An 18,756-nucleotide genomic window follows, 5' to 3' on the forward strand; every position below is an offset into this window, starting at 1 on the left:
ACTTAATCTATTTTATTATTTTGCCCTTCAAACTAACACCAGTTCGTTCGGATGTTTCCATCTTGAAAACGAATTGACCTTTCCTTTTGTAAGAAGATACTTTATTATCTCTTAAAGGAATCTTCCGATCATGCTGCAAAACAACTACTTTAACGATGTATCCGACCTTAGGTTACATTTCGATCATATAATCAATTGGAAGGAAATTGTGGATTCCTATGAAGGCGGATTTACTGATGCCGCAAAATATAAAGCAGGAGACGAAAGATTTGCTGCCGCTCCTTCTTCCCATGAAGAAGCATTAGAATATTATAAAACGTTATTGGATTCCGTAGGGGAGTTTGCGGGTAAAGAGATCGCTCCGTATGTTGCTGAACTGGACAAAGTCGGAGTAAAATTTGAGAATGGAAAAGTTACGTTTCCGGAAAAACTTTTAGAGATCGTTAGAAAAGCAAGAGATGCAGGATTACAGCCCACAGGTTTTTCCAGAAAATACGGCGGATTAGGAGTTCCTTGGACTGTTCGCGCATTCTTTAGTGAAATATTATATAGAGTGGATGCATCCGTTTGTATCTCCATTGGTTGTGTGAACTTAGCGGAGATTGTAGAAAAGAACGGAAGTGAAGAATTAAAAGACGAATGGTTGCCTCGTTTGGCTGCGGGGGAATTTGCCTGCGCTATGGGACTCACGGAGCCTGATCATGGTTCCGATCTACCGGGGCTTCGTACTAAAGCGACTCATAAAGAAGGAAATACTTATTTATTAAACGGAACTAAAAGATTTATCACCCAAGGCTGCGGTACCGGTGAAATTCCTGCGATCCTCCTTCTTTTGGCTAGGACCGGTAATCCTGGAAGTGGTGCAAGAGGGCTTTCATTCTTCTTGGTCCAATCTAAGGATGTACAAGTTGCAGGGATCGAAAAGAAGATGGGACTACATTGTTCTCCAACTTGTGAGATTGTTTTAGAAAATACTCCCGGTATCTTGATCGGTGAGGAAGGACATGGGCTTATCAAACATACGATGGGAATGTTGAACGGAGCCCGTATGGGAATTTCTCAACAAGGAGTTGGGATTGCACAAGCAGCGTTAGCCGAAACTAAAAAATATACTTCTGAAAGAATACAATTCGGGAAACCGATCGGAACAATTCCTGCCGTCAGAAAAATCCTTCGCAGAATGGAAAGAGAAACTATGGCAATGCGTTGTCTCATGTTAGAAGGCGCCCGTGCAATGGATCTATATTATTTCAGAGGGGATCATCTGAAAGAAAAAGGTGCCACAGAAAGAGATCTAAAATCGGATGTGGTCCTGAAGTATTGGGAAAAGTTAGCCGGAATACTCACTCCAATTTCAAAGTTTTATTGCTCGGAGTCCTGTGTTAAGATCGCCGGTGACGCGGTCCAACTTCATGGAGGAGCAGGTTTTACGGAAGATTATGATGTCTCCAGAATTTATAGGGACTCCAGGATCACAACGATCTATGACGGGACTTCTCAAATCCAAGTCAATGCGAGTATTGGTGGGATCGTCACCGGTATGAGCGGCCACGGTTTCTTAAGGGAATATATAGATAGTGAATGGTCCCATTTTCCAACGGAAGAGACCAAGGTTCTTTCCGATGTTTGGGACGGCTTCCAAGAGGCAGTCGCTATGTATAAGGATCTTGCTACTTCTGAGGAGAGAGAAGAAGCTGCGGACGAGATCGTCTGGGGAAGCGCTAGACTTCTTTCCGGTTTATTATTCTATCGTTCTACACTTCGTATTCCTGAAGAGCTTAGAGCAGATCGACTTTCTTATGTGGACGAATACAATCTGGACAGCCTTGGCTATATGGAAGGGCTAAAGGCTAAGTTGAAAGTGAAGGTTTCCGCAAGACAGGCGGTTTAAAACTGTTAAAAAAGCGCTTTTTGCCCTTATACTTTTAGGAAATCGGTCGATGGAATTAGAAGGAGGGGACTATGCCCGCATTCTCTATTCCGGGACTGAGTTCCGGCCAGGATACGAACCAAATCGTAAAAAAACTGGTAGAGCTGGAAGCAAAGCCGATTCGCCGTTTGGAAAGACAAAACGGTTTTAATCAGGCTCAGGTCAAAGCATGGTCCGATCTGAAAACTCTTACTACAGACCTCCAAAACAAAACTAGAGAAATTATTTCTTTCACTGCCCCATTTGCGACCAAGTCGATCGTTTCCGATCCGGAAGGTGTGATCACAGGGGATGCTGCACGTTCTGCCAGCAGCGGAAAGCGTAAGATAGAAGTGAAGGAACTTGCTACATTTCATCAGATCTCAGGTGATCCTATCGATTCTGAAAGAAAGATACCCGCTGGGACTTTCAAAGTACTTTCAGGAGAGATAGAGAAGGAGATAGAATTCCAAGGTGGAACTATCCGAGATCTGTATCTTACAATCCGTACTGCCGCCGCAGGGATTGTACAACCTACCATCGTAAAAGTAGACCAAGATAAAACAGTTTTAACATTAGCCGCTTCTCAGTCCGGTAAAGACAATCAATTGAAATTTGATGATCCGAACGGAGTTCTCAAGGCTGCTTCTCTTGTAGGAGGAATGCTTCCTCAGGATCCACCTCAGTCTTTTTATCTTCCTTGGGAAGCAAGCCAGACAAATCCATTCCAACCGGATAAGTACGGTATGACTGCGAATGCTAAACCTACATTTATCGCAGCAGATCCTGAGAAAAAAGAACCTTCTAAGATCAAATTAAGTTCTAAACAAGCATTCCAATTCCATGTGGATGCAAAAGAAGGGAAGAAGGGTGCAAGAATTGAAGCTACTCTTTCCGAACCTTTGGAAGAAGGAGAAACCATCTCCCTAGGTGTGATCTATGATCAAGATGAGCAGGATAAAGTATTTTTAGAGCAGGCCTATCATAAAGAAGGAAAGATACGCGTTACTTTCAAATCCAATATGGATGGAAAGAAGATCCATAAGGTAATTGTAATCAACCAAACTGGAAAGGAGAAGGAATTCTCCAATTTCAGATTTGTTCTTCCTGCTGAATTTAACGGTGCTAAACCTGCAAAGACAATCGTAGAAGCTAAGGATGCTGTATTTTTAGTAGATGGAATAGAGATCACCCGACCTAAAAACGAAGGCCTGACTGACGTTTTGGACGGAGTTCTTCTTAATTTAAACAAGAAGAGCGAAGGTGGTCCGGCGACTGTTGACATTAAAGTGGATTCTGCAAAAGGGATCCGAATGATCAAAGAATTTATAGAAGCATATAATAATGTTCTTAAATACTCCAAAGACGCAACCGCAGTCAATAGGGAAGGCGGAGTCAGCGATTCCAAATTAGAAGATCCGGATATTACCAGATCCTTCTGGGAAGGAAAAACTAAAACAGGTATTTTAGCCGGTGAGAACTCAGTTATTCGTTTGGTCGCAGGTATGAAAACAGTAACTACTTCTTCTTTTCCTGCCTATCCAAGTTCCGAGATCAGAACACTTTCGGATGTTGGAATTTCAACAGGAGAAGTGGGAAGTAAATGGGCAGATATCCAAGAGGGTTTTCTCGCTCTGGACGAGGCTAAACTTGCTGCAAAACTCGCTGAAAATCCGGACGCAGTTCGTCATTTATTCGCCCAAGATACAAATTCTGATGCAAGAATGGACACCGGAGTAGGTGTAAATCTGGTGGAACATCTGAAACCTTATACCCAGTTCGCTGGTGGACTGGTCACAAGCAAGATCAAGTTATTAGAAGAACAAGTCTCCGATAATAACAAGAAGATCAAAAATTTCGAATCACATCTAATGAGTTACGAAAAAAAACTCAAAGAGAAGTTCCTGTATATGGAACAGGGTGTGGGTAGAAACAAGGCCGTCGGTTCCTATCTGAATAATAATCTCAGTAGGGGACAGGGCGGAGACGATAAATAAAGGAATTATAATATAAACGGAGGAATCACCGTGGAAATATTCGTAAACGAGCAAAAATTGGAAAGCGTCATTGAAAATGAAAAGAACCTTGGAGAGGTTTTCGACGCGGTACGTCGTTGGGTGGAAACTAACGGTAAATTTCTATTATCCTGTGTTGTGGACGGGGAAGAATTTACCCAGGACACAATGCGTGATTCTTCCATTTCAAATTCCTCCAAGATGGAATTTTTTGTGGGAGAAGAACTTGATATTCTGATCAGTTCTCTTCACGAGTTGGATTCTTATGTAGATAAGGTAGGAACCACTTTACTTGGTCGAGATTCTTTAACTGAAAAAGAATCCAAAGAGCTAACAGACGGGATCGGATGGATCCGTAGTCTTTTGGAATCTGCAGGTAAACTTTTAAAACTAAAATATGATCAGATCAAGCCGATGGGAACCGGTTCCACAGTAAGCGATATTCTCGATGCACTGAACAACAATTCTTCTAAACTAGATGGAACAACTGCAATCGAAGAATTTTTGGAATATCTGAGAGATCTGAAATTATTCGTGATGGATCTGGTGGCAAGGGCCTCCGTTCTGGATCTGGAACTTCCTACTTTAAGAGAAATTTTAGATACTTTCATCAAGGCTGTTCCTGCTTTGAAAGAAAGTTTCGTAAAAGTAAATGAAAGTTATCAGGCCGGAAAGGACGAAGTGGCAACACATCTTCTTACACAATCTGTTTCTCAGATCAATGTTCTTCTGACTTCGTTTATTACTTTGAGACAAAAACTTCCTGGTATGGACTTCTCCAAGATCCAGATCGCAGAAAGAACTTTTGAAGAAAAAACAAACGACTTAAACGATACACTCGCTTCTGTAGCTTTAGCTTTGGAAGAAAAAGATATCATTCGTGCAGGAGATATTATTGAGTATGAGATCCCTGCTGTTCTGGATGAATTCCTTCCATTCTTGGAAAAAGTAAAAGAGCAGGCTGATTCGTTAGCAGTATAGTGAAATAAGCTATCGGCCGGCGTTAACCTGTAATTTCTAAACAGAATAAGGTTAGATCGTCTGTCATGATACCGTCTCCGAAGGATTCCGAATAGGATACTAAGGAGCGGATCAAACTGTCGGAATCTTGGTAAGAAAGTTTTTTTACCGCTTCTACCAGTGTTGAATTGCCCATCGGAATCCCTTTAGATCCCCTGACCTCGAATAAACCGTCGGAATACAATAAAACCCTGTCTCCAGGTTTTAATTGTATCTGAAAATCCTCCAAGATAGGAGTTCCAACAGCAAGTAGAACTCCTCCTTTCCCTTGTAAATCCAAGGTTTCTTCATTTCTAAGAAGAAGCCCCGCATGATGACCTGCATAACTATATTCTAATATTCTTGTGTTCGGATCGTATCTAAGAAAGACCGCAGAGATAAAATGTTGCGTCACCACGGAAGAAAGTAGATCATTCGTGAATAATAAACCTTCTTTCGGTTTATTTCCTTTTCTGGAGAATACATTGAACGAGATGGATGCCATTGCGGCCACCATCGCAGATGAAATTCCATGCCCGGAGACATCCGCGAATAATATCTCCAAACTTCCATCTGCACTTTCGGAACAATTCAGAACGTCTCCCCCGACTCGATCATAAGGGCGGAAATAGGAGAATATCTTAAATTTATCGGAAGAAGGAAAATCTCTGGTAGTAATCGTATTTTGAACTTCTCTTGCGATATCCAGGTCTCGGATCACCCTGGAATAGAGCATATTGATCCTTTCAGATGCTTCTTTTTTTTCGGTAATGTCTCTGAGTACATATACTTTGCCTAGATCTCTTCCTGAGATTGGGATTTCCGATTTGGAAACTTCTAAATAAACCGAATCGGAGGAAGGGAGTATATCTTCTTCCGAAGAGATTTGTTTTGTTTCCGAAAATTTTCTTTTGAAGTCCATTCTGGAGAATGGCCTTCTCGTAAATCCTTCTAAAAATTTTCCAAGATCCAATTTTTCCGGGGTGGCGGCTATTTTAGGAAAACCTAACATTTCTTTTGCACTTTCGTTCCAGTAGAGCAAGTCATCGGAAGCCGATAATAAGATCACACCTTCTCTAAGTTTTGCATATAATTGGAGAGCTATCTTTTCCAATCGGATCTCTAAAAATCCATACTTTGCGATAGCGATGAATACGCATGCGGATTGGATTACAGTTACACTTCCGCTCAAAGGGGGATAATTTAGATCTCCTTTGGATAGTATCCTTGGAAGAACTGTGGTCAAAAATCCGAGCACGGAAGAAAGGAAAGTTCCGAATGCCAAAAGATAACATTGTTTTCTGAATCCGATCTCTTCTTTCCTGGATTCAAAAATTAAAAGAAAGATGGCATAAACAGGAGGGGAAACTGTGAGTAAATTGATCCCATATACGTAAAGAGGACCTTGGATAAGCATGTCTCCCCAGTATTTTCTTTCTACTCCTGCTATGATCCAATCCGTCGTTAATGTGATAGGAAAGATTGCGAGCGCTAATCCTCTCAAAAGATACAAAACTATATTGGGGTTTTTTGATAAGAATGCAAATACGAACTCTAAAAATAAAGGGCCGACTAATAACCAAGAAATAGAACTGATCTTAAAGATCCAAGTCATCCAGTGGATTGGTAAAAAGGACCAATACAGAACGATGGAGATGATCCAGATACTTAAAGCTCCCGAATATAAAAGATATAAATGAACTACTTTATGTTTTCCTTTTAATGCTAAAACATAAGTGAATAACCATAGATTGATAAATAACGCGAATAATGGAAGGATCAGATATGGGTTCATGGTCCGATCTCCAAGGCCAACATCGCCAAATCATCATTATGTTTTCCATTTCCGAATTCTAATGCTTTTCTATGAGCTGCTTCTAACAAAGAGCGAGTGTCTCTGTCTGCCATTCCTTGGATCCAGTTTAAGAATTCTTCATAACCGAAAATTTCTCCCACATTATTCTTAACTTCATATAAACCGTCGGAATAAAATAATAATCTATCGGAAGTTTGTAGATCGAAATGATAATCGTTTAGATGTAATTCCTTAACTGCGAGTAAGATCCTACCTTCTCCTTCCAATGGGTGAATTTTGCCTCCTCTAAAAACAAGCATAGGATGATGTCCTGCGTAAGAGAATCGAACTCTATTTTCTTTCGGATAAAAACTCGCATACACTGCGGAGATATGATGGTGTAATACTACTTTAGAAAGCATTTCGTGGATCTCGGACAAACTTTCCTTAGGAGAAAGTTTTTTATCGGAAACAATCTGGAATGCGATTGAAAGCATTCCGCCCACCATTGCTGAGGCGATCCCATGACCGGAAACATCTGCAAATAGTATATCTACTCTTTCCGGATGTTCGATCACTCTTAACATATCCCCGCCTACTTTATCGATTGGCTGGAAAAAAGAATGTATCCTATAAGAACCTTTGTCCGGAAATTTTTGTGTAATGATAGAAGCTTGAGTGACTCGAGCAATCTCTAAGTCATTTACAATTTGAGAGTATAATTGGTGGATTTTCTCTTGAGCCGCTTTTTTTTCCGTGATGTCTCGCAAAAGATAAAGGGTTCCCGATTCATTCTCCGTGATTCGGATCTCAGAAACTGTAAGTTCGATGAATTGTAATGCTGAATTGTTTAATAATTGGTAGTCTCTAGGAATATGATCCTGTTCTTCTCTATAATTTGCAAAATGCCAATCGGGTTTGAATAAACCTTCTCTGGATGGAGAGCCGTCTAGGATCGCGATTGCGGCTTGGTTTGCAAAAAAGAACTCGTGGTTTTCCTTCGTAAGAATGATCCCATCATGGATGTCTCTGAATAATTCTACTGCGATCCTTTCTAAACTGATATTTAAAAATCCGTAACGTGTGATCGCGATAAAAATGAAAAATGCCTGTATACTGATCGCTGCAGGACTTAAAGGAACGAATAAAAATCTACCTTGTTCATCCAGATTGAATAATTCAGTGTAGGCACTGATCCCAAGTGCAATCGTGGTACCCCAGATCCAAAAATTCAATTGTTGTCTGATCTTTCTTTGTTTTGTCCTGAATCTTTCTTTTAAAAGAAGATACAATCCCCAGATCGCAGGGCCACTGACCGCAATCGTACTGAAAGGAACGAACAAAATCCCAGGTTCTAATTCGTAACCCCAATCATATAAAATAGAACCTTTGATAATCCAATCCGTGGAAGCCGTCAGGAAGATAGTGAGCACTACGGAAAAACGGAAGAATGGAAGAAGGATTGTCGAACGAATGTTTAAAAATCTATGTACTGTTTCTAAGAATAAGAGACCAACGGGGATCCAGGTGAAACAAGAAAGTTTGAAAATTGGAGTCATCCATTCCGGAGGAAGCATACTCCAATATAAAATATAAGAAACCAGCCAAAGATTTAAGAATAGGACGAATCGTAAAAAGTCCCGGATGACTGCGCTTCGGAACCTTCTCGCAAAAACATATGAAATAAGAAGAGTATTTATGATTAGAGCGCTTATTGGCAGAAAAAGGTAATAATTCATAGGCCCGACGCGTCGAGGCATCCTAACCGGGTCCTAATTCGGAATCAATCCCGAATGACTTGGCGACGGACCTTTTTAGGCAGGAAAAACGCGGTTTTTAGAGAGTTTAAAATCCAGGAAAATTAGGATTTGTTTATTAAGAAAATGAATTGCGTTAGACGACATTGTATATAGGATTGACGCGACTAACGCTCCGTCGCGGCCTAAGAGGAAAATCGAATGAGTGGACTGGATTCGATAGGAACCATGGAACCTAGCTCCGATTATTTGATCCAAGAATCAATATCCTATCCTTCTAAAGAGGCTCCGATACTTTCTCTGAAGGGAGTTACCCTAACTCCGGTATGTATTTGCCCTGAATGTGGGATAATCAGCAAAACTCCTTGGTACAAATCCAGAGGAAGGCTGAGAGATTGGGCCGCATTCCTGGAAGAAGTCAGGTATATCACCTGTTCCAACGAGTCCTGCCAGACAAAATACCCTCCAAAATATCTTTTGGATTTTTCGAAAGGGATAAGTATTTTAAATAAATCGAATTTACTGAATTCTTTAAAGTCTTGGTTCGAAGAATTTGCCGGAAGAGAGATCATTTGGGTAGAAGACGAGGAATCCGGCTTCTTATATTGGGATTCGTTTTTCCAATCCGTGCCGAATTGGGCCGATCATATTCCTGCCCATCTATTTGCTAATATTCTACGCTATACTCCTCCCAAGGATTTGGAAGGGATCCTTTTGGGAAGAAAGGGAATTCCTTTATTCGGCGGATTCAAACTTTAAGAAAACGTTATAATCGGCTTCGCCGATTTCAGGAGCGAAGCGACTATCTTTCTTGAAGTATTTTTCTGGAAAGAGTTTCGTCCTTTTTCAATTGGGAGATGAGAGCATCTACTCCGGGAAATTTAATCTCTTCTCTGATCTTTTTGGTAAATATAACATTTACCTTCTTCCCATAAATATCATCAGAAAAATCAAATATATGACTTTCTAAAGTGACTGCCTGGTCACCAAAAGTAGGATTATTTCCTATATTGATCATAGAAGGGTAGGTCTTACCTTCTATTTCGGTCCTTCCCGCATAAACTCCAACACCGGGAAGAATCAGTTCAGGAAGAGGTTGCACATTCGCAGTAGGAAATCCAATCGTTCTTCCTCTTTGGTGACCATGCACAACTGTTCCAGTGACGGAGAATTCTCTCCCGAGGCATTCTTCCGCTTCTTGTACCTTACCTTCTCTTAATAAGGAACGAATATGGGAGCTAGAAAGTTTTGTGGTGCCAAGAAACACAGGATCCAGTTTTTCCAAATCGTATCCATATTCGGGAGAATACCGTTTTAGAAGTTCGTAATCTCCTCTTCTTCCTTTTCCGAAACAATGATTGAATCCGATCAGGATGGATTTTGCTCCGAGTTGGTTGATTAAGATCTCTTTTAGAAAGGTTTCCGCCTCTATTTGGGCAAATTCCAAAGTGAATGGGACAACGACTAACCAATCGATCCCGTAAGATTCTATTAAATTTTCCTTATCTGCTTGGGTGGTGATCCCCCCTAGGTCCTTGTCTTTTCCTAAGACCAAAGCAGGGTTGGGATGATAAGTAACCACACAAGATGGGAGGCCTTTTTCCAGGGAAATTTCCTTGGTTCTTTCTAAAAGAGCCTGGTGGCCCAGATGGATCCCGTCAAAATTCCCTAAAGTTACGACTGTGGAAGTCTTTAGGTTGCTTTTTAAGTTCTCCAGACTTCTAAGAATTTTCAAGTTTCTCTCCAAAGGACGGTCGATATTCTAAAAAGATGGACTGGCGCCGAATTGCAATTCTCTTATTCTTAATTCTTGCCGCTGCCGGACAGGGTCCGATCAGTCAGGAAAATCGGAAAACGAAAAATTTTGAGAATTTCTCCAAACCGATGGGGGGAGAAAACTATATTTCCGAGGATTATAAAACTTTCCCGGAACTTTCTATTTGGGCCTATCATAATGGTCTGAAATTAGCTCCGGACAGAAAAGATCCTGCTCCAGGTGCCGGGACCGGTCGGTTATTCGATAACCAATGTAGAATGGTGCCCGAAACTGGGTTGGATATCCTACTAATTGCAGACTCGAATAGAAAAGACATTATCTACGTTTATTTCGATCTAACCCACTTTTCTAAGACGGAAAACGCGGCAATTCTGCCGGAAAGAGAACTTAGAATTTCTGCAAATGGAATCTTAAAAAGAACAATCCGCTTCCCGGATGCAAACTTATACTCCAAATCTATCTATGCCGGAACTCCTCCAGTGTATATCACAGTGGATCCATCCGAATTGAGAGAAGGTAGACTGAATTTGAATCTTACACCGCTGGCGGGAGAAAAAGGTAGGTTTTGGGGAGTTTGGGACGTGTTTTTGTCTTACAGCGCCCCGGAATATCCTTGAAGATCAGGGAAATTGGCTGGTGAACTCTGACTCTGAAAGAGTTTGGAAATAAGAAGTCAATCCTGCCACTTTGAAAACTTTTTCGATCGCGGGTTTCATGTTCGCGATGAAAAATTTTCCGCTCAATTCTTGGACATAATTCAGTTGTTTAATTAGCATCCCGATCCCAGAGGAATCGATATAGTTTAACTTTTCCAGGTTGATCACAACGTTATTGTTATTTCGATCAATGTTCTGTTCAAAAAAGTTTTTGAGATCTATGGACGTATAGATGTCCAGGCTCCCGGAGAGGCTGATTATATTTGTTTCGCTGGATTTTCTAATGCTGATTTCCATATCCGTCCCTTCCCTTTTCGTAGAATCCGGCCGGAATTCAACGAATTTTTAGGAAAAATCCGGGCTTTTTGACGGAATGGACGACACTAAATATAGGAATCGTCCGGACTCATACGAATGAAGAAACCGTCTATCTTACTTCTTTTGATCTGCTTATTCAGTTGGGAAATATTTTCCCAGGACTTTGAGAAGGACGGTCAGATCAAAATACTTCCTTACGAACCAATGCAGGTCCGTGATATAGAAGGACTGACCAAAGACATCAAGGACTTTCATAAAAGAATAGAGGATATGCTCCCTTTCCTTAATAGAAGGAAAAAAATTATTGATAATGAGTATTTCCAATTTGTTCCTGCGATGGAAAATTTTAATTTTCCGGTTCGTGACAGGTTTTTGGTGGATAAAAAGTTCTATTTAAGGGTTTCAGGGGGAGAAGGTTCTCTAAAGTTAGATGGAGTTCGCTTTATCACCCGGAAATCACTGGTTACCAAACTCAGACCAATCAATGACGAGATTGGAGAATTGAAGAACGAGAAGGTTGTGGCTTCCGATATCGCTAGCATTGTTTTAGTTGTAAAAAGAAAAACGGATGCCGGAACGAAAGAAGAGGTGTATAGTCTCGGAAATATCAGGAGTCCGAACCAAAGGGTCAAGTTTGTCCGTTCTTACCGAGACAATCTTGCAGAAGTGGTGCAAGCTATTGACAAGTATGTGGAAGGAACAATCCGTGCAGACCGAAAGGATGTGGATACCATGCTTGATGGATTGGAAAGCGGTGGTTCTTTCCAAGAATATAATTCGAATCGTTAAATCTTTTTTAGAGTCTAAAATTTTACCATGAGTTCGGCCTGGACAGACCATTATAGAGTCCTAGGCCTGAGCTACGGTGCCAGCCCCGAATCTATCAAACATAGATATAGAGAACTCGCTAAAATTTTTCATCCTGATAATAGGCTCACAGGTTCCAAACCAGTGTTCTTAAAAGTTTTGGAATCCTATCAAATACTTTCTAAACCTGAAGAACGTTCTCGTTTCGACCAAGAATTTAAGATCCGTAAAAGGCAAGAACATGCAAAAAATGGAATTTATCTCATTCCACCTTCTCGGATCTTATTCGCTACCCAAGCGGTCGAATTTGCAAGAAGGGGCCTTCTTCGCGCCGGAATAAGAAGTAGGGATCGTAAAAAATACACAGGTATCTATCATGATATTCGTATCTGCCTCAAACCGGAAGAGTTATTGGGTAGAATATTCGCAGCCATTCCTTTGGTAGTCAGATCCATTTGTCCGGAATGTAGAGGTTCGGATCTGAACTGTGCTTCTTGCGGAGGAAAGGGGAGTTACAAAAGTTATAGATATCTAAAATGGAGCCCCGAACCGGGTAGCTTGGTCCCAGGCAGGATCTATACCTTGGATCTATCCGGGTTTCGCCCCGATGTATTTACTCATTTCAAGAAGCGTATCTTAAAAGTTAAAATTGAACTCTTGCAGGGTCAAAAAAAATAGGTATATATGCAGAAGGTTTTAAAATTCGAGCCCATTTATAAGGAAAAAGTCTGGGGCGGTAGAAAATTGGAAACCGTATTGGGACGAGATATTCCTTCGGGAGATATTGGAGAGTCCTGGGAGATTTCGGATTACGGCTCGGATCTTTCCAAAATTACGAATGGAGAATGTTCCGGAAAAACTTTTAGAGAAGTATACACTTCCGATTGTGAGTCAGTGCTTGGAAAACCTTTTCAAGGACAGAGTTTTCCCTTATTGATCAAATTGATCGATGCAAAAGAAAAATTATCCGTACAAGTGCATCCTGATGACGCATATGCGGAGAAGTTTGATCCTGAAAGTGCAGGCAAAAAAGAAGCTTGGACAGTTTTGCAAGCAGACAAAGGTTCCAAACTAGTTTGCGGATTTTCTAAACAAACAAATAAAGAAGAATTTTCCGAGTATGTACAAACAAACCGAGTAGAAGAAATTCTAAACGAAGTAGAAGTAAAAGAACTGGATTCTTTTCTTCTCAACCCGGGAAGAATTCATGCAATCGGCGGTGGAATTCTGTTGATGGAAGTCCAACAATCTTCTGATTCCACTTACAGAGTATATGATTACGGAAGACCAAGAGAGTTACATCTTAAAAAAGCATTGGATGTTTTGGATTTTTCTTCTGCAGATCCTAAGGATATATTGAGTCCCAAAAAAATCGATTCTTTCGAATTTACTCGTTCCGTTCTGACTGCAAATGATAAGTTCAGAATGGAAATTTTAGAAATTGATTCTACTAAGAAATTTTCACTACCTTCTTTTTCATCCGAGCCGGTATTTCATGTTTTGATGGTATTAAGCGGAGAATGTAAATTGGAAGATCTGGATCTAAAAACAGGAGATACTGTTTTAGTCACTGCATCCGGGATAAAAGAAGGAGTGATATGCGAATCTAAATCTTCTTTCTTACGTTTGGCCTGGTCCGGTCCTGGTTCAGATTGGATCCAATACTCTTAAGTCATGAACGGTCCGGGAGAATATTCGGAAGAGCCGCTTCTTTGGGTAAGCGAATCCGAGATCAAAAAACAAAGACAGATCGCAAAAGAATTACGCAAAACTCCTTGGTGGAGAAAAAAGAAAGCGGATGGGATCTGTCATTACTGTGGGAAAAAATTTCCACCTGACGAACTCACAATGGATCACCTGATCCCTTTGGCAAAGGGTGGGAAGTCTATCAAAGCAAATCTGGTTCCTGCTTGCAAAGACTGCAATAATTCAAAAAAGAATAAACTTCCTTTCGAAGAATTCTGATCTTTTGTTTTACCAGCAATGTGCGTGGTATACTGCTTCTAACAAATATAGATCGCAGACATTCTGATTATTCTGATTTGTTAAACAACCAGCCTGTAATATCTCTGCAGTTTTTTTATCGCTTGGAGTCGACCTTCCACAATCCTGTTTTCCTCCGGAATTACAATTGGAGGATCCAAGCAGGAACAATAAGATAAAAATAAAGGATATTATAGTACGCATTTTGAATGAATTAGTCCGCAGGTTTTGGTCTACTCTGCACATATCTTTCTAAGAATAAAATCCAATCCCTTTTGAGAGAAGGTTTTTTGAGATAAGAATCAAATCCTGAACTTTTGAAAAATTCTTCCGAACCCGGTAAAGCATGAGCAGTCCAGGCCACTATGTAAGGCGGATGAGCGAATGTTTCCTTAATCCTTTTGGAAACTTCCACACCGCTAATATCCGGAAGATCAATATCTAAGAGTATGATCTCGTAAGTTTCTCTGTCCAATTGATTGATTGCGTCTTTTCCCATCCCTAAAGAATGAACTTTCATCCCGAGTTTAGTGAGAATATCGAATGCAACTCTTCTGGAAAACTCTTGGTCTTCTACGAGTAAAATTTTGAGAGGAGGTAGAACAATAGGTGGAGCTGCCTCTTCTTCCAATTCTTGTTTTTCGGGTTCTTCCTGAGGGAAGGGGAGTAAGAATGAAAATTTGGATCCTTTTCCTGGAGAACTTGTGATCCGGATACTTCCCCCCATAAGTTCTACTAACTTTTTGGAGATAGTTAGGCCGAGTCCGCTTCCACCGAATTTTCTAGCAACAGAAGAGTCTGCTTGTACGAACGGTTCGAATAATACTGCGGCTTGTTCTTCTGCAATGCCTACTCCGTCGTCTTCTACCCAGAATTCTAGAACTCTTGAGAAAAGGTCTTCTCCATAAAAACGAACTCCAAGGCAAACCTTTCCGCCGGAGCCAGTGAATTTGATCGCGTTACTCAATAGGTTTAAGAGAACTTGTTGGATCCTTCCTTCATCTCCCAAGAAGATACCAGGATGATGTTCTGGATAAGAGATATCTACAAGGACCCTTTTTTCTTCCGCTCTGGCTTTTACTAATCTTGCAGCTCTTTGCAAAACCGCAAATGGATCGAAAGGTAGGATCTCCAAAACGAAACGATGATTTTCTATTTTAGAAAGATCTAATAATTGGTTCACTAAGTGCAGAAGATTCTCTCCGGATGCCTGTATGATCTCGGCATACTCTTTCTGCTCTTGGGTCAAAGGAGTTTCGGAAAGAAGGTTAGAAGTCCCCAAAAGTCCGTTTAAAGGAGTGCGGATCTCATGGCTCATGATCGCCAAGAAGTCATATCTGTATTTTGCTTCCCACTCCGCTTTTTCTTTTGCAGCGGTTAGTTGAACGGTTCTGGATTCTACTTTGTTTTCCAGTTCCGTTTTGAGTTCGTTCAAACTTTCGTTGGCAATTTGTAATCCCTTCTCCGCTTCCATAGAAGTCCTCAAAACCCTGGAAAAGGAGAATGAAAAACCTAAACTATGAAAGAATATGAACAAAAAGATAGCAGGAGCTAATATATAATGATTATTTAATACATAGTTTGAGGATAGAATATCGTTTATGCCAGCAATGATTATAAAAGAGATCCCTACTAAGAAAAATCTGGAACCTGGTCTTGCATGAAAAACGGCTCTAACACAACCCAATAGTGTATATGCTCCGCCTATAAGGATCGTAAACTGGAAAGGAAAAAGTAATCTCGCATAATATTCTGCAGGCAATACCAATGTAGGAATTGTGAAGAATAACATTGTAATTAGCGAGATCCTTTCCGTTTTCGGATGAAAATCCTCTTTAAATGCAGTGGCGGAATAGGACAAAAATCCTGAACATAGAATATAAGTACTCAGATATTCCAGCCTATAACTGATCTCCCAAGGGACTTCAGGAAATACATAATTGAACAGTCTGTTCCCAGTTAGAAAAAATCTGAATACTGAAGCTAAGGAAAATAATGCGAAGTACAATTGGCTTTTTTCTTCTCTAGTTCTTATGAAAGCCATGATTTGGTAGATCGCAAGGACCAAAACAGCAGCAGAGCTTGCAATATCTACAGCTTGACTTGCATGCAGCTTTTTTAATATAAGAGAAGGTATTCCGATCTCAGGAGTAAACCAAAGACCGCCGTTTATATGAGCGAAATTAGAGATCTCAAAATCCAATCTTTTTAGATTTTGGGGAAGAAGGACTATTGAAGTTTGAAGGAAGGGGACCGAGGTCTCCGGGGTCTTTCCTACCTTACCTATAGTTTCTAAAAGTTTTCCATCCGCATAAATAGAATACGATGTTCCTAGATCCGGAACTTTTAACATCAACTCGGGCGAATTTTCAGGAAGTTGTAAATGGAGTGAGTAAGTCCCGAAACCTTTTCCATTTGGGAATAGAAGTTTTCCGTCTTTTGTAAGTTCATTCCAAACCTGAGGAATGGGTGCGTAAATTGCCTCTTGGATTTGCCCTGGCTCAGGTTCTGATGCCAAAAATTTTCCAGGAACTAATTCCCAATCCCCTCTCAGAGAAAGAATGGTTTTACTCGGATCCCAAGTTTTTGCGTCTAGTTTACCTTCTCGAATTTCCCCCAAATCATAATCTGTCCTTCCGCAATTCCAAGAGAGTAGAAGGCAGAGAATAAAAATTGGGAAAATTACGCGATTCGAATGCATAAATGACGGAATTTCATCCTATAAACGACGTATTTTCAGGTTTGTCCACCTTTTACGGCAAAGCGGAATCCTTTTTTGGGCCGATCTTTAGAGTGAGAAAGCGACCCTATGTTGGAATCTTACGATAAGGAAACGGAATCAATAGAGCATGAGGAGCTAGGCGATGAGCTTCTACATTTGCTGGATGAGGATGGAAATCCATATTCTTTCATCGTGGGAGAAGTTGTCGAGTTAGACGAGCACCAATATTTTTTACTCATTCCTTCCTCTGAAGACGAAACTGATTTTATTAATCTGGATGTAGGATTTTTAAAAGGAGAAGAAAGTTTCGGATACTTTGCAGTAAAAATAGAAGCCGACGAATTCGGAGAAGATAGATTGGTAGAAGTCACGGACCCTAGAGAGTTAGAAGATTTATTGTACGAATTGAACTCTGACGTAGTCTAAAGGGTCCAACGACTTTGATTTTGTTTTGAAAATAGTTTTTTTCAGAGAAAAAAAGAAATCGCATAATTTTTAACGGATTAGAATCTATCATAGTGGAATTGAACGCTCTTAACTTCGAGTTTCAAATTTTAGCTCTCTCGAGTCTTATCATATTAAGCATAGGCTTATTACGCGTTTCCACAAAATTTGGCATCCCTTCTTTACTCATATTCTTAACGATCGGAATGTTAGCAGGTTCCGACGGCATTCTAAAGATCTGGTTCAACGATGCTGATCTGACTCGTAAGGTTGGTTCCATTGCGTTAGCATTTATCTTGTTCTCCGGAGGTTTGGAAACCGATTGGACCAAGGTAAAACCCGTACTTGGGAAAGGTATTTCTTTAGGAACTTTAGGAGTACTTCTCACTTGTTTATTCGTAGCCTTATTTGCAATTTTTGTAATGGGTTTCGATCCTATTATCGGATTTCTTTTAGGTGCGATCGTATCTTCTACCGACGCTGCGGCGGTTTTTAATGTTCTCAGAACCAGCAATATAGGTATGAGAAAAGGACTTACTTCTCTTTTAGAATTGGAGTCCGGTAGTAACGATCCTTTAGCAGTATTATTGACCACCTCCGTTTTAGGATTTGTGGGAACTACTTCTCCTTCTTGGGACACCTTGGCATGGACCATCTTCCAACAATTTAGTTTAGGAATTATTTTAGGTCTGCTTTTAGGATATTGGATCTATAGAGGTATGAACAGGATCAAACTTGATTACGAAGGTTTGTATCCTGTATTACTTTCAGCTTCCGTTCTTTTCGTATATGCTGCCACCGATTTGATCGGAGGAAACCCATTCTTAGCAGTATATATTTCAGGAATTATCATTGGGAACAGGTCTTTCGTTCATAAACGAAGTAATGTTCGTTTTATGGATGGGATTGCATGGTTGATGCAGATCGTGATGTTCCTTACCTTAGGACTTCTGGTATTCCCTTCTAAAATTCCTTCAGTCGCAGCGTTAGGAATTGCATTTTCGGTTTTCCTAACAGTCATTGCGAGACCTGCTGCAGTGTTTTTGGCTCTAACAGGATTCAATGTGGACTGGAGAGAAAAACTTTTGGTTTCCTGGGTGGGATTAAGAGGTGCGGCTCCGATCATTCTGGCAACATTCCCTTTTGCAAAACAACTTCCAGAGTCGGAGATGATCTTTCATATAGTCTTCTTTACTGTATTAACATCATTATTATTGCAAGGTTCTACGATCCCATTTGCAGTTCGAATTTTAGGACTCGAAGCGGCTTTAGAACAAAGAGCTTCTTATCCATTCGAATTCGAGAACAAGGACAAAAGTGATACTCAACTTCTGGAATATATTGTTCCGTATGGTTCAGCTTCCGTCGGTAAATTCGTTTACGAATTGGATTTTCCTGAAAACTCTTTGATCACATTGATCTATCGAGGAGATTCACATTTGGTTCCAACCGGAAAGACCAAGATGGAAGATGGGGACGTTCTTTTGGTTTTAACTCCGGAAGGTGCAGAAGATAAGATCCGTGAAATTCTTTCCAGAATGGGAGAGAGGAAGGAAGCTTAGCTTCTTGCCACG

The 18,756-nt window shown here is 40.5% G+C and carries 16 protein-coding genes; 11 read left to right on the forward strand and 5 right to left on the reverse strand.

The features are described 5' to 3' along the window. Positions 1 to 130: 130 nt before the first annotated feature. The 3 genes from EHO65_RS09710 to EHO65_RS09720 all read left to right on the forward strand — a co-directional run bounded on the left by EHO65_RS09710 (position 131) and on the right by EHO65_RS09720 (position 4,905). Positions 131 to 1,891, forward strand: coding sequence for an acyl-CoA dehydrogenase family protein (locus tag EHO65_RS09710; RefSeq protein ID WP_135773903.1), 1,761 nt, complete (start codon positions 131 to 133; stop codon positions 1,889 to 1,891). Positions 1,892 to 1,962: 71 nt separating this feature from the next. Beyond that, positions 1,963 to 3,906, forward strand: coding sequence for a flagellar filament capping protein FliD (gene fliD / locus EHO65_RS09715; protein WP_135773904.1), 1,944 nt, complete (start codon positions 1,963 to 1,965; stop codon positions 3,904 to 3,906). A 30-nt stretch (positions 3,907 to 3,936) separates the two neighbouring features. After that, positions 3,937 to 4,905, forward strand: a complete 969-nt coding sequence (locus EHO65_RS09720; RefSeq protein WP_135773905.1) for a hypothetical protein — start codon at positions 3,937 to 3,939, stop codon at positions 4,903 to 4,905. A 22-nt stretch (positions 4,906 to 4,927) separates the two neighbouring features. Here EHO65_RS09720 and EHO65_RS09725 read toward each other — a convergent pair whose 3' ends face one another. Both EHO65_RS09725 and EHO65_RS09730 read right to left on the reverse strand, forming a co-directional pair. Then, entirely contained in the window at positions 4,928 to 6,718 is a 1,791-nt protein-coding gene (locus EHO65_RS09725; protein WP_135773906.1) for a SpoIIE family protein phosphatase, read from the reverse strand. Beyond that, a complete protein-coding gene (locus EHO65_RS09730; RefSeq protein ID WP_135773948.1) occupies positions 6,715 to 8,457 on the reverse strand; it encodes a SpoIIE family protein phosphatase in 1,743 nt (580 codons plus the stop codon). Before EHO65_RS09730 ends, EHO65_RS09725 begins: the two co-directional genes overlap by 4 nt. Positions 8,458 to 8,676: 219 nt before the next feature. Between EHO65_RS09730 and EHO65_RS09735 the strand changes: the two genes are divergently transcribed. Further along, complete coding sequence (locus EHO65_RS09735) at positions 8,677 to 9,234, forward strand: hypothetical protein (RefSeq protein ID WP_135773907.1); 558 nt, start codon at positions 8,677 to 8,679, stop codon at positions 9,232 to 9,234. A 43-nt stretch (positions 9,235 to 9,277) separates the two neighbouring features. On the opposite strand, the gene EHO65_RS09740 is transcribed toward EHO65_RS09735, so the two are convergent. Beyond that, on the reverse strand, positions 9,278 to 10,210 hold the full coding sequence (locus EHO65_RS09740) for a bifunctional riboflavin kinase/FAD synthetase (protein WP_135773908.1): 933 nt from the start codon (positions 10,208 to 10,210) through the stop codon (positions 9,278 to 9,280). A gap of 35 nt (positions 10,211 to 10,245) precedes the next feature. Between EHO65_RS09740 and EHO65_RS09745 the strand changes: the two genes are divergently transcribed. Beyond that, entirely contained in the window at positions 10,246 to 10,869 is a 624-nt protein-coding gene (locus tag EHO65_RS09745) for an LIC10729 family protein (RefSeq protein ID WP_135773909.1), read from the forward strand. A 3-nt stretch (positions 10,870 to 10,872) separates the two neighbouring features. On the opposite strand, the gene EHO65_RS09750 is transcribed toward EHO65_RS09745, so the two are convergent. After that, a complete protein-coding gene (locus EHO65_RS09750) occupies positions 10,873 to 11,205 on the reverse strand; it encodes an STAS domain-containing protein (protein WP_008595407.1) in 333 nt (110 codons plus the stop codon). A gap of 117 nt (positions 11,206 to 11,322) precedes the next feature. Here EHO65_RS09750 and EHO65_RS09755 point away from each other — a divergent pair, with 117 nt between their 5' ends. The 4 genes from EHO65_RS09755 to EHO65_RS09770 are packed head-to-tail and all read left to right on the forward strand — an operon-like array spanning position 11,323 to position 13,998. After that, positions 11,323 to 12,015 carry an LIC_12936 family protein gene (locus tag EHO65_RS09755; protein ID WP_135773910.1) on the forward strand — a complete coding sequence of 231 codons (693 nt, stop codon included), beginning with the start codon at positions 11,323 to 11,325 and terminating at the stop codon, positions 12,013 to 12,015. Positions 12,016 to 12,042: 27 nt separating this feature from the next. Then, positions 12,043 to 12,711, forward strand: a complete 669-nt coding sequence (locus tag EHO65_RS09760) for a J domain-containing protein (RefSeq protein ID WP_135773911.1) — start codon at positions 12,043 to 12,045, stop codon at positions 12,709 to 12,711. Between the two features lie 6 nt (positions 12,712 to 12,717). After that, on the forward strand, positions 12,718 to 13,704 hold the full coding sequence (locus tag EHO65_RS09765) for a type I phosphomannose isomerase catalytic subunit (protein WP_135773912.1): 987 nt from the start codon (positions 12,718 to 12,720) through the stop codon (positions 13,702 to 13,704). A gap of 3 nt (positions 13,705 to 13,707) precedes the next feature. Continuing rightward, the gene (locus EHO65_RS09770) at positions 13,708 to 13,998 is read left to right on the forward strand and encodes an HNH endonuclease (protein WP_100721849.1); all 291 of its coding nucleotides are present in this window, start codon (positions 13,708 to 13,710) and stop codon (positions 13,996 to 13,998) included. Between the two features lie 232 nt (positions 13,999 to 14,230). Here EHO65_RS09770 and EHO65_RS09775 read toward each other — a convergent pair whose 3' ends face one another. Then, a complete protein-coding gene (locus EHO65_RS09775; RefSeq protein WP_135773913.1) occupies positions 14,231 to 16,717 on the reverse strand; it encodes an ATP-binding protein in 2,487 nt (828 codons plus the stop codon). Positions 16,718 to 16,825: 108 nt separating this feature from the next. Between EHO65_RS09775 and EHO65_RS09780 the strand changes: the two genes are divergently transcribed. Next, positions 16,826 to 17,164, forward strand: coding sequence for a DUF1292 domain-containing protein (locus EHO65_RS09780; RefSeq protein ID WP_135773914.1), 339 nt, complete (start codon positions 16,826 to 16,828; stop codon positions 17,162 to 17,164). Positions 17,165 to 17,256: 92 nt separating this feature from the next. Then, positions 17,257 to 18,744, forward strand: coding sequence for a potassium/proton antiporter (locus tag EHO65_RS09785; protein ID WP_244243494.1), 1,488 nt, complete (start codon positions 17,257 to 17,259; stop codon positions 18,742 to 18,744). Positions 18,745 to 18,756 lie beyond the last annotated feature (12 nt).

The sequence above is a fragment of the Leptospira andrefontaineae genome, assembly GCF_004770105.1.
GTDB classification, from domain to species: domain Bacteria; phylum Spirochaetota; class Leptospiria; order Leptospirales; family Leptospiraceae; genus Leptospira_B; species Leptospira_B andrefontaineae.

Coding starts and splice junctions, on each gene's coding strand:
- EHO65_RS09710 (WP_135773903.1), top strand. CDS start 131: ATGCTGCAAAACAACTACTTTAACGATGTATCCGACCTTAGGTTACAT.
- fliD (WP_135773904.1), top strand. CDS start 1,963: ATGCCCGCATTCTCTATTCCGGGACTGAGTTCCGGCCAGGATACGAAC.
- EHO65_RS09725 (WP_135773906.1), bottom strand. CDS start 6,718: ATGAACCCATATCTGATCCTTCCATTATTCGCGTTATTTATCAATCTA.
- EHO65_RS09730 (WP_135773948.1), bottom strand. CDS start 8,457: ATGAATTATTACCTTTTTCTGCCAATAAGCGCTCTAATCATAAATACT.
- EHO65_RS09735 (WP_135773907.1), top strand. CDS start 8,677: ATGAGTGGACTGGATTCGATAGGAACCATGGAACCTAGCTCCGATTAT.
- EHO65_RS09745 (WP_135773909.1), top strand. CDS start 10,246: ATGGACTGGCGCCGAATTGCAATTCTCTTATTCTTAATTCTTGCCGCT.
- EHO65_RS09750 (WP_008595407.1), bottom strand. CDS start 11,205: ATGGAAATCAGCATTAGAAAATCCAGCGAAACAAATATAATCAGCCTC.
- EHO65_RS09755 (WP_135773910.1), top strand. CDS start 11,323: ATGAAGAAACCGTCTATCTTACTTCTTTTGATCTGCTTATTCAGTTGG.
- EHO65_RS09760 (WP_135773911.1), top strand. CDS start 12,043: ATGAGTTCGGCCTGGACAGACCATTATAGAGTCCTAGGCCTGAGCTAC.
- EHO65_RS09765 (WP_135773912.1), top strand. CDS start 12,718: ATGCAGAAGGTTTTAAAATTCGAGCCCATTTATAAGGAAAAAGTCTGG.
- EHO65_RS09770 (WP_100721849.1), top strand. CDS start 13,708: ATGAACGGTCCGGGAGAATATTCGGAAGAGCCGCTTCTTTGGGTAAGC.
- EHO65_RS09775 (WP_135773913.1), bottom strand. CDS start 16,717: ATGCATTCGAATCGCGTAATTTTCCCAATTTTTATTCTCTGCCTTCTA.
- EHO65_RS09780 (WP_135773914.1), top strand. CDS start 16,826: ATGTTGGAATCTTACGATAAGGAAACGGAATCAATAGAGCATGAGGAG.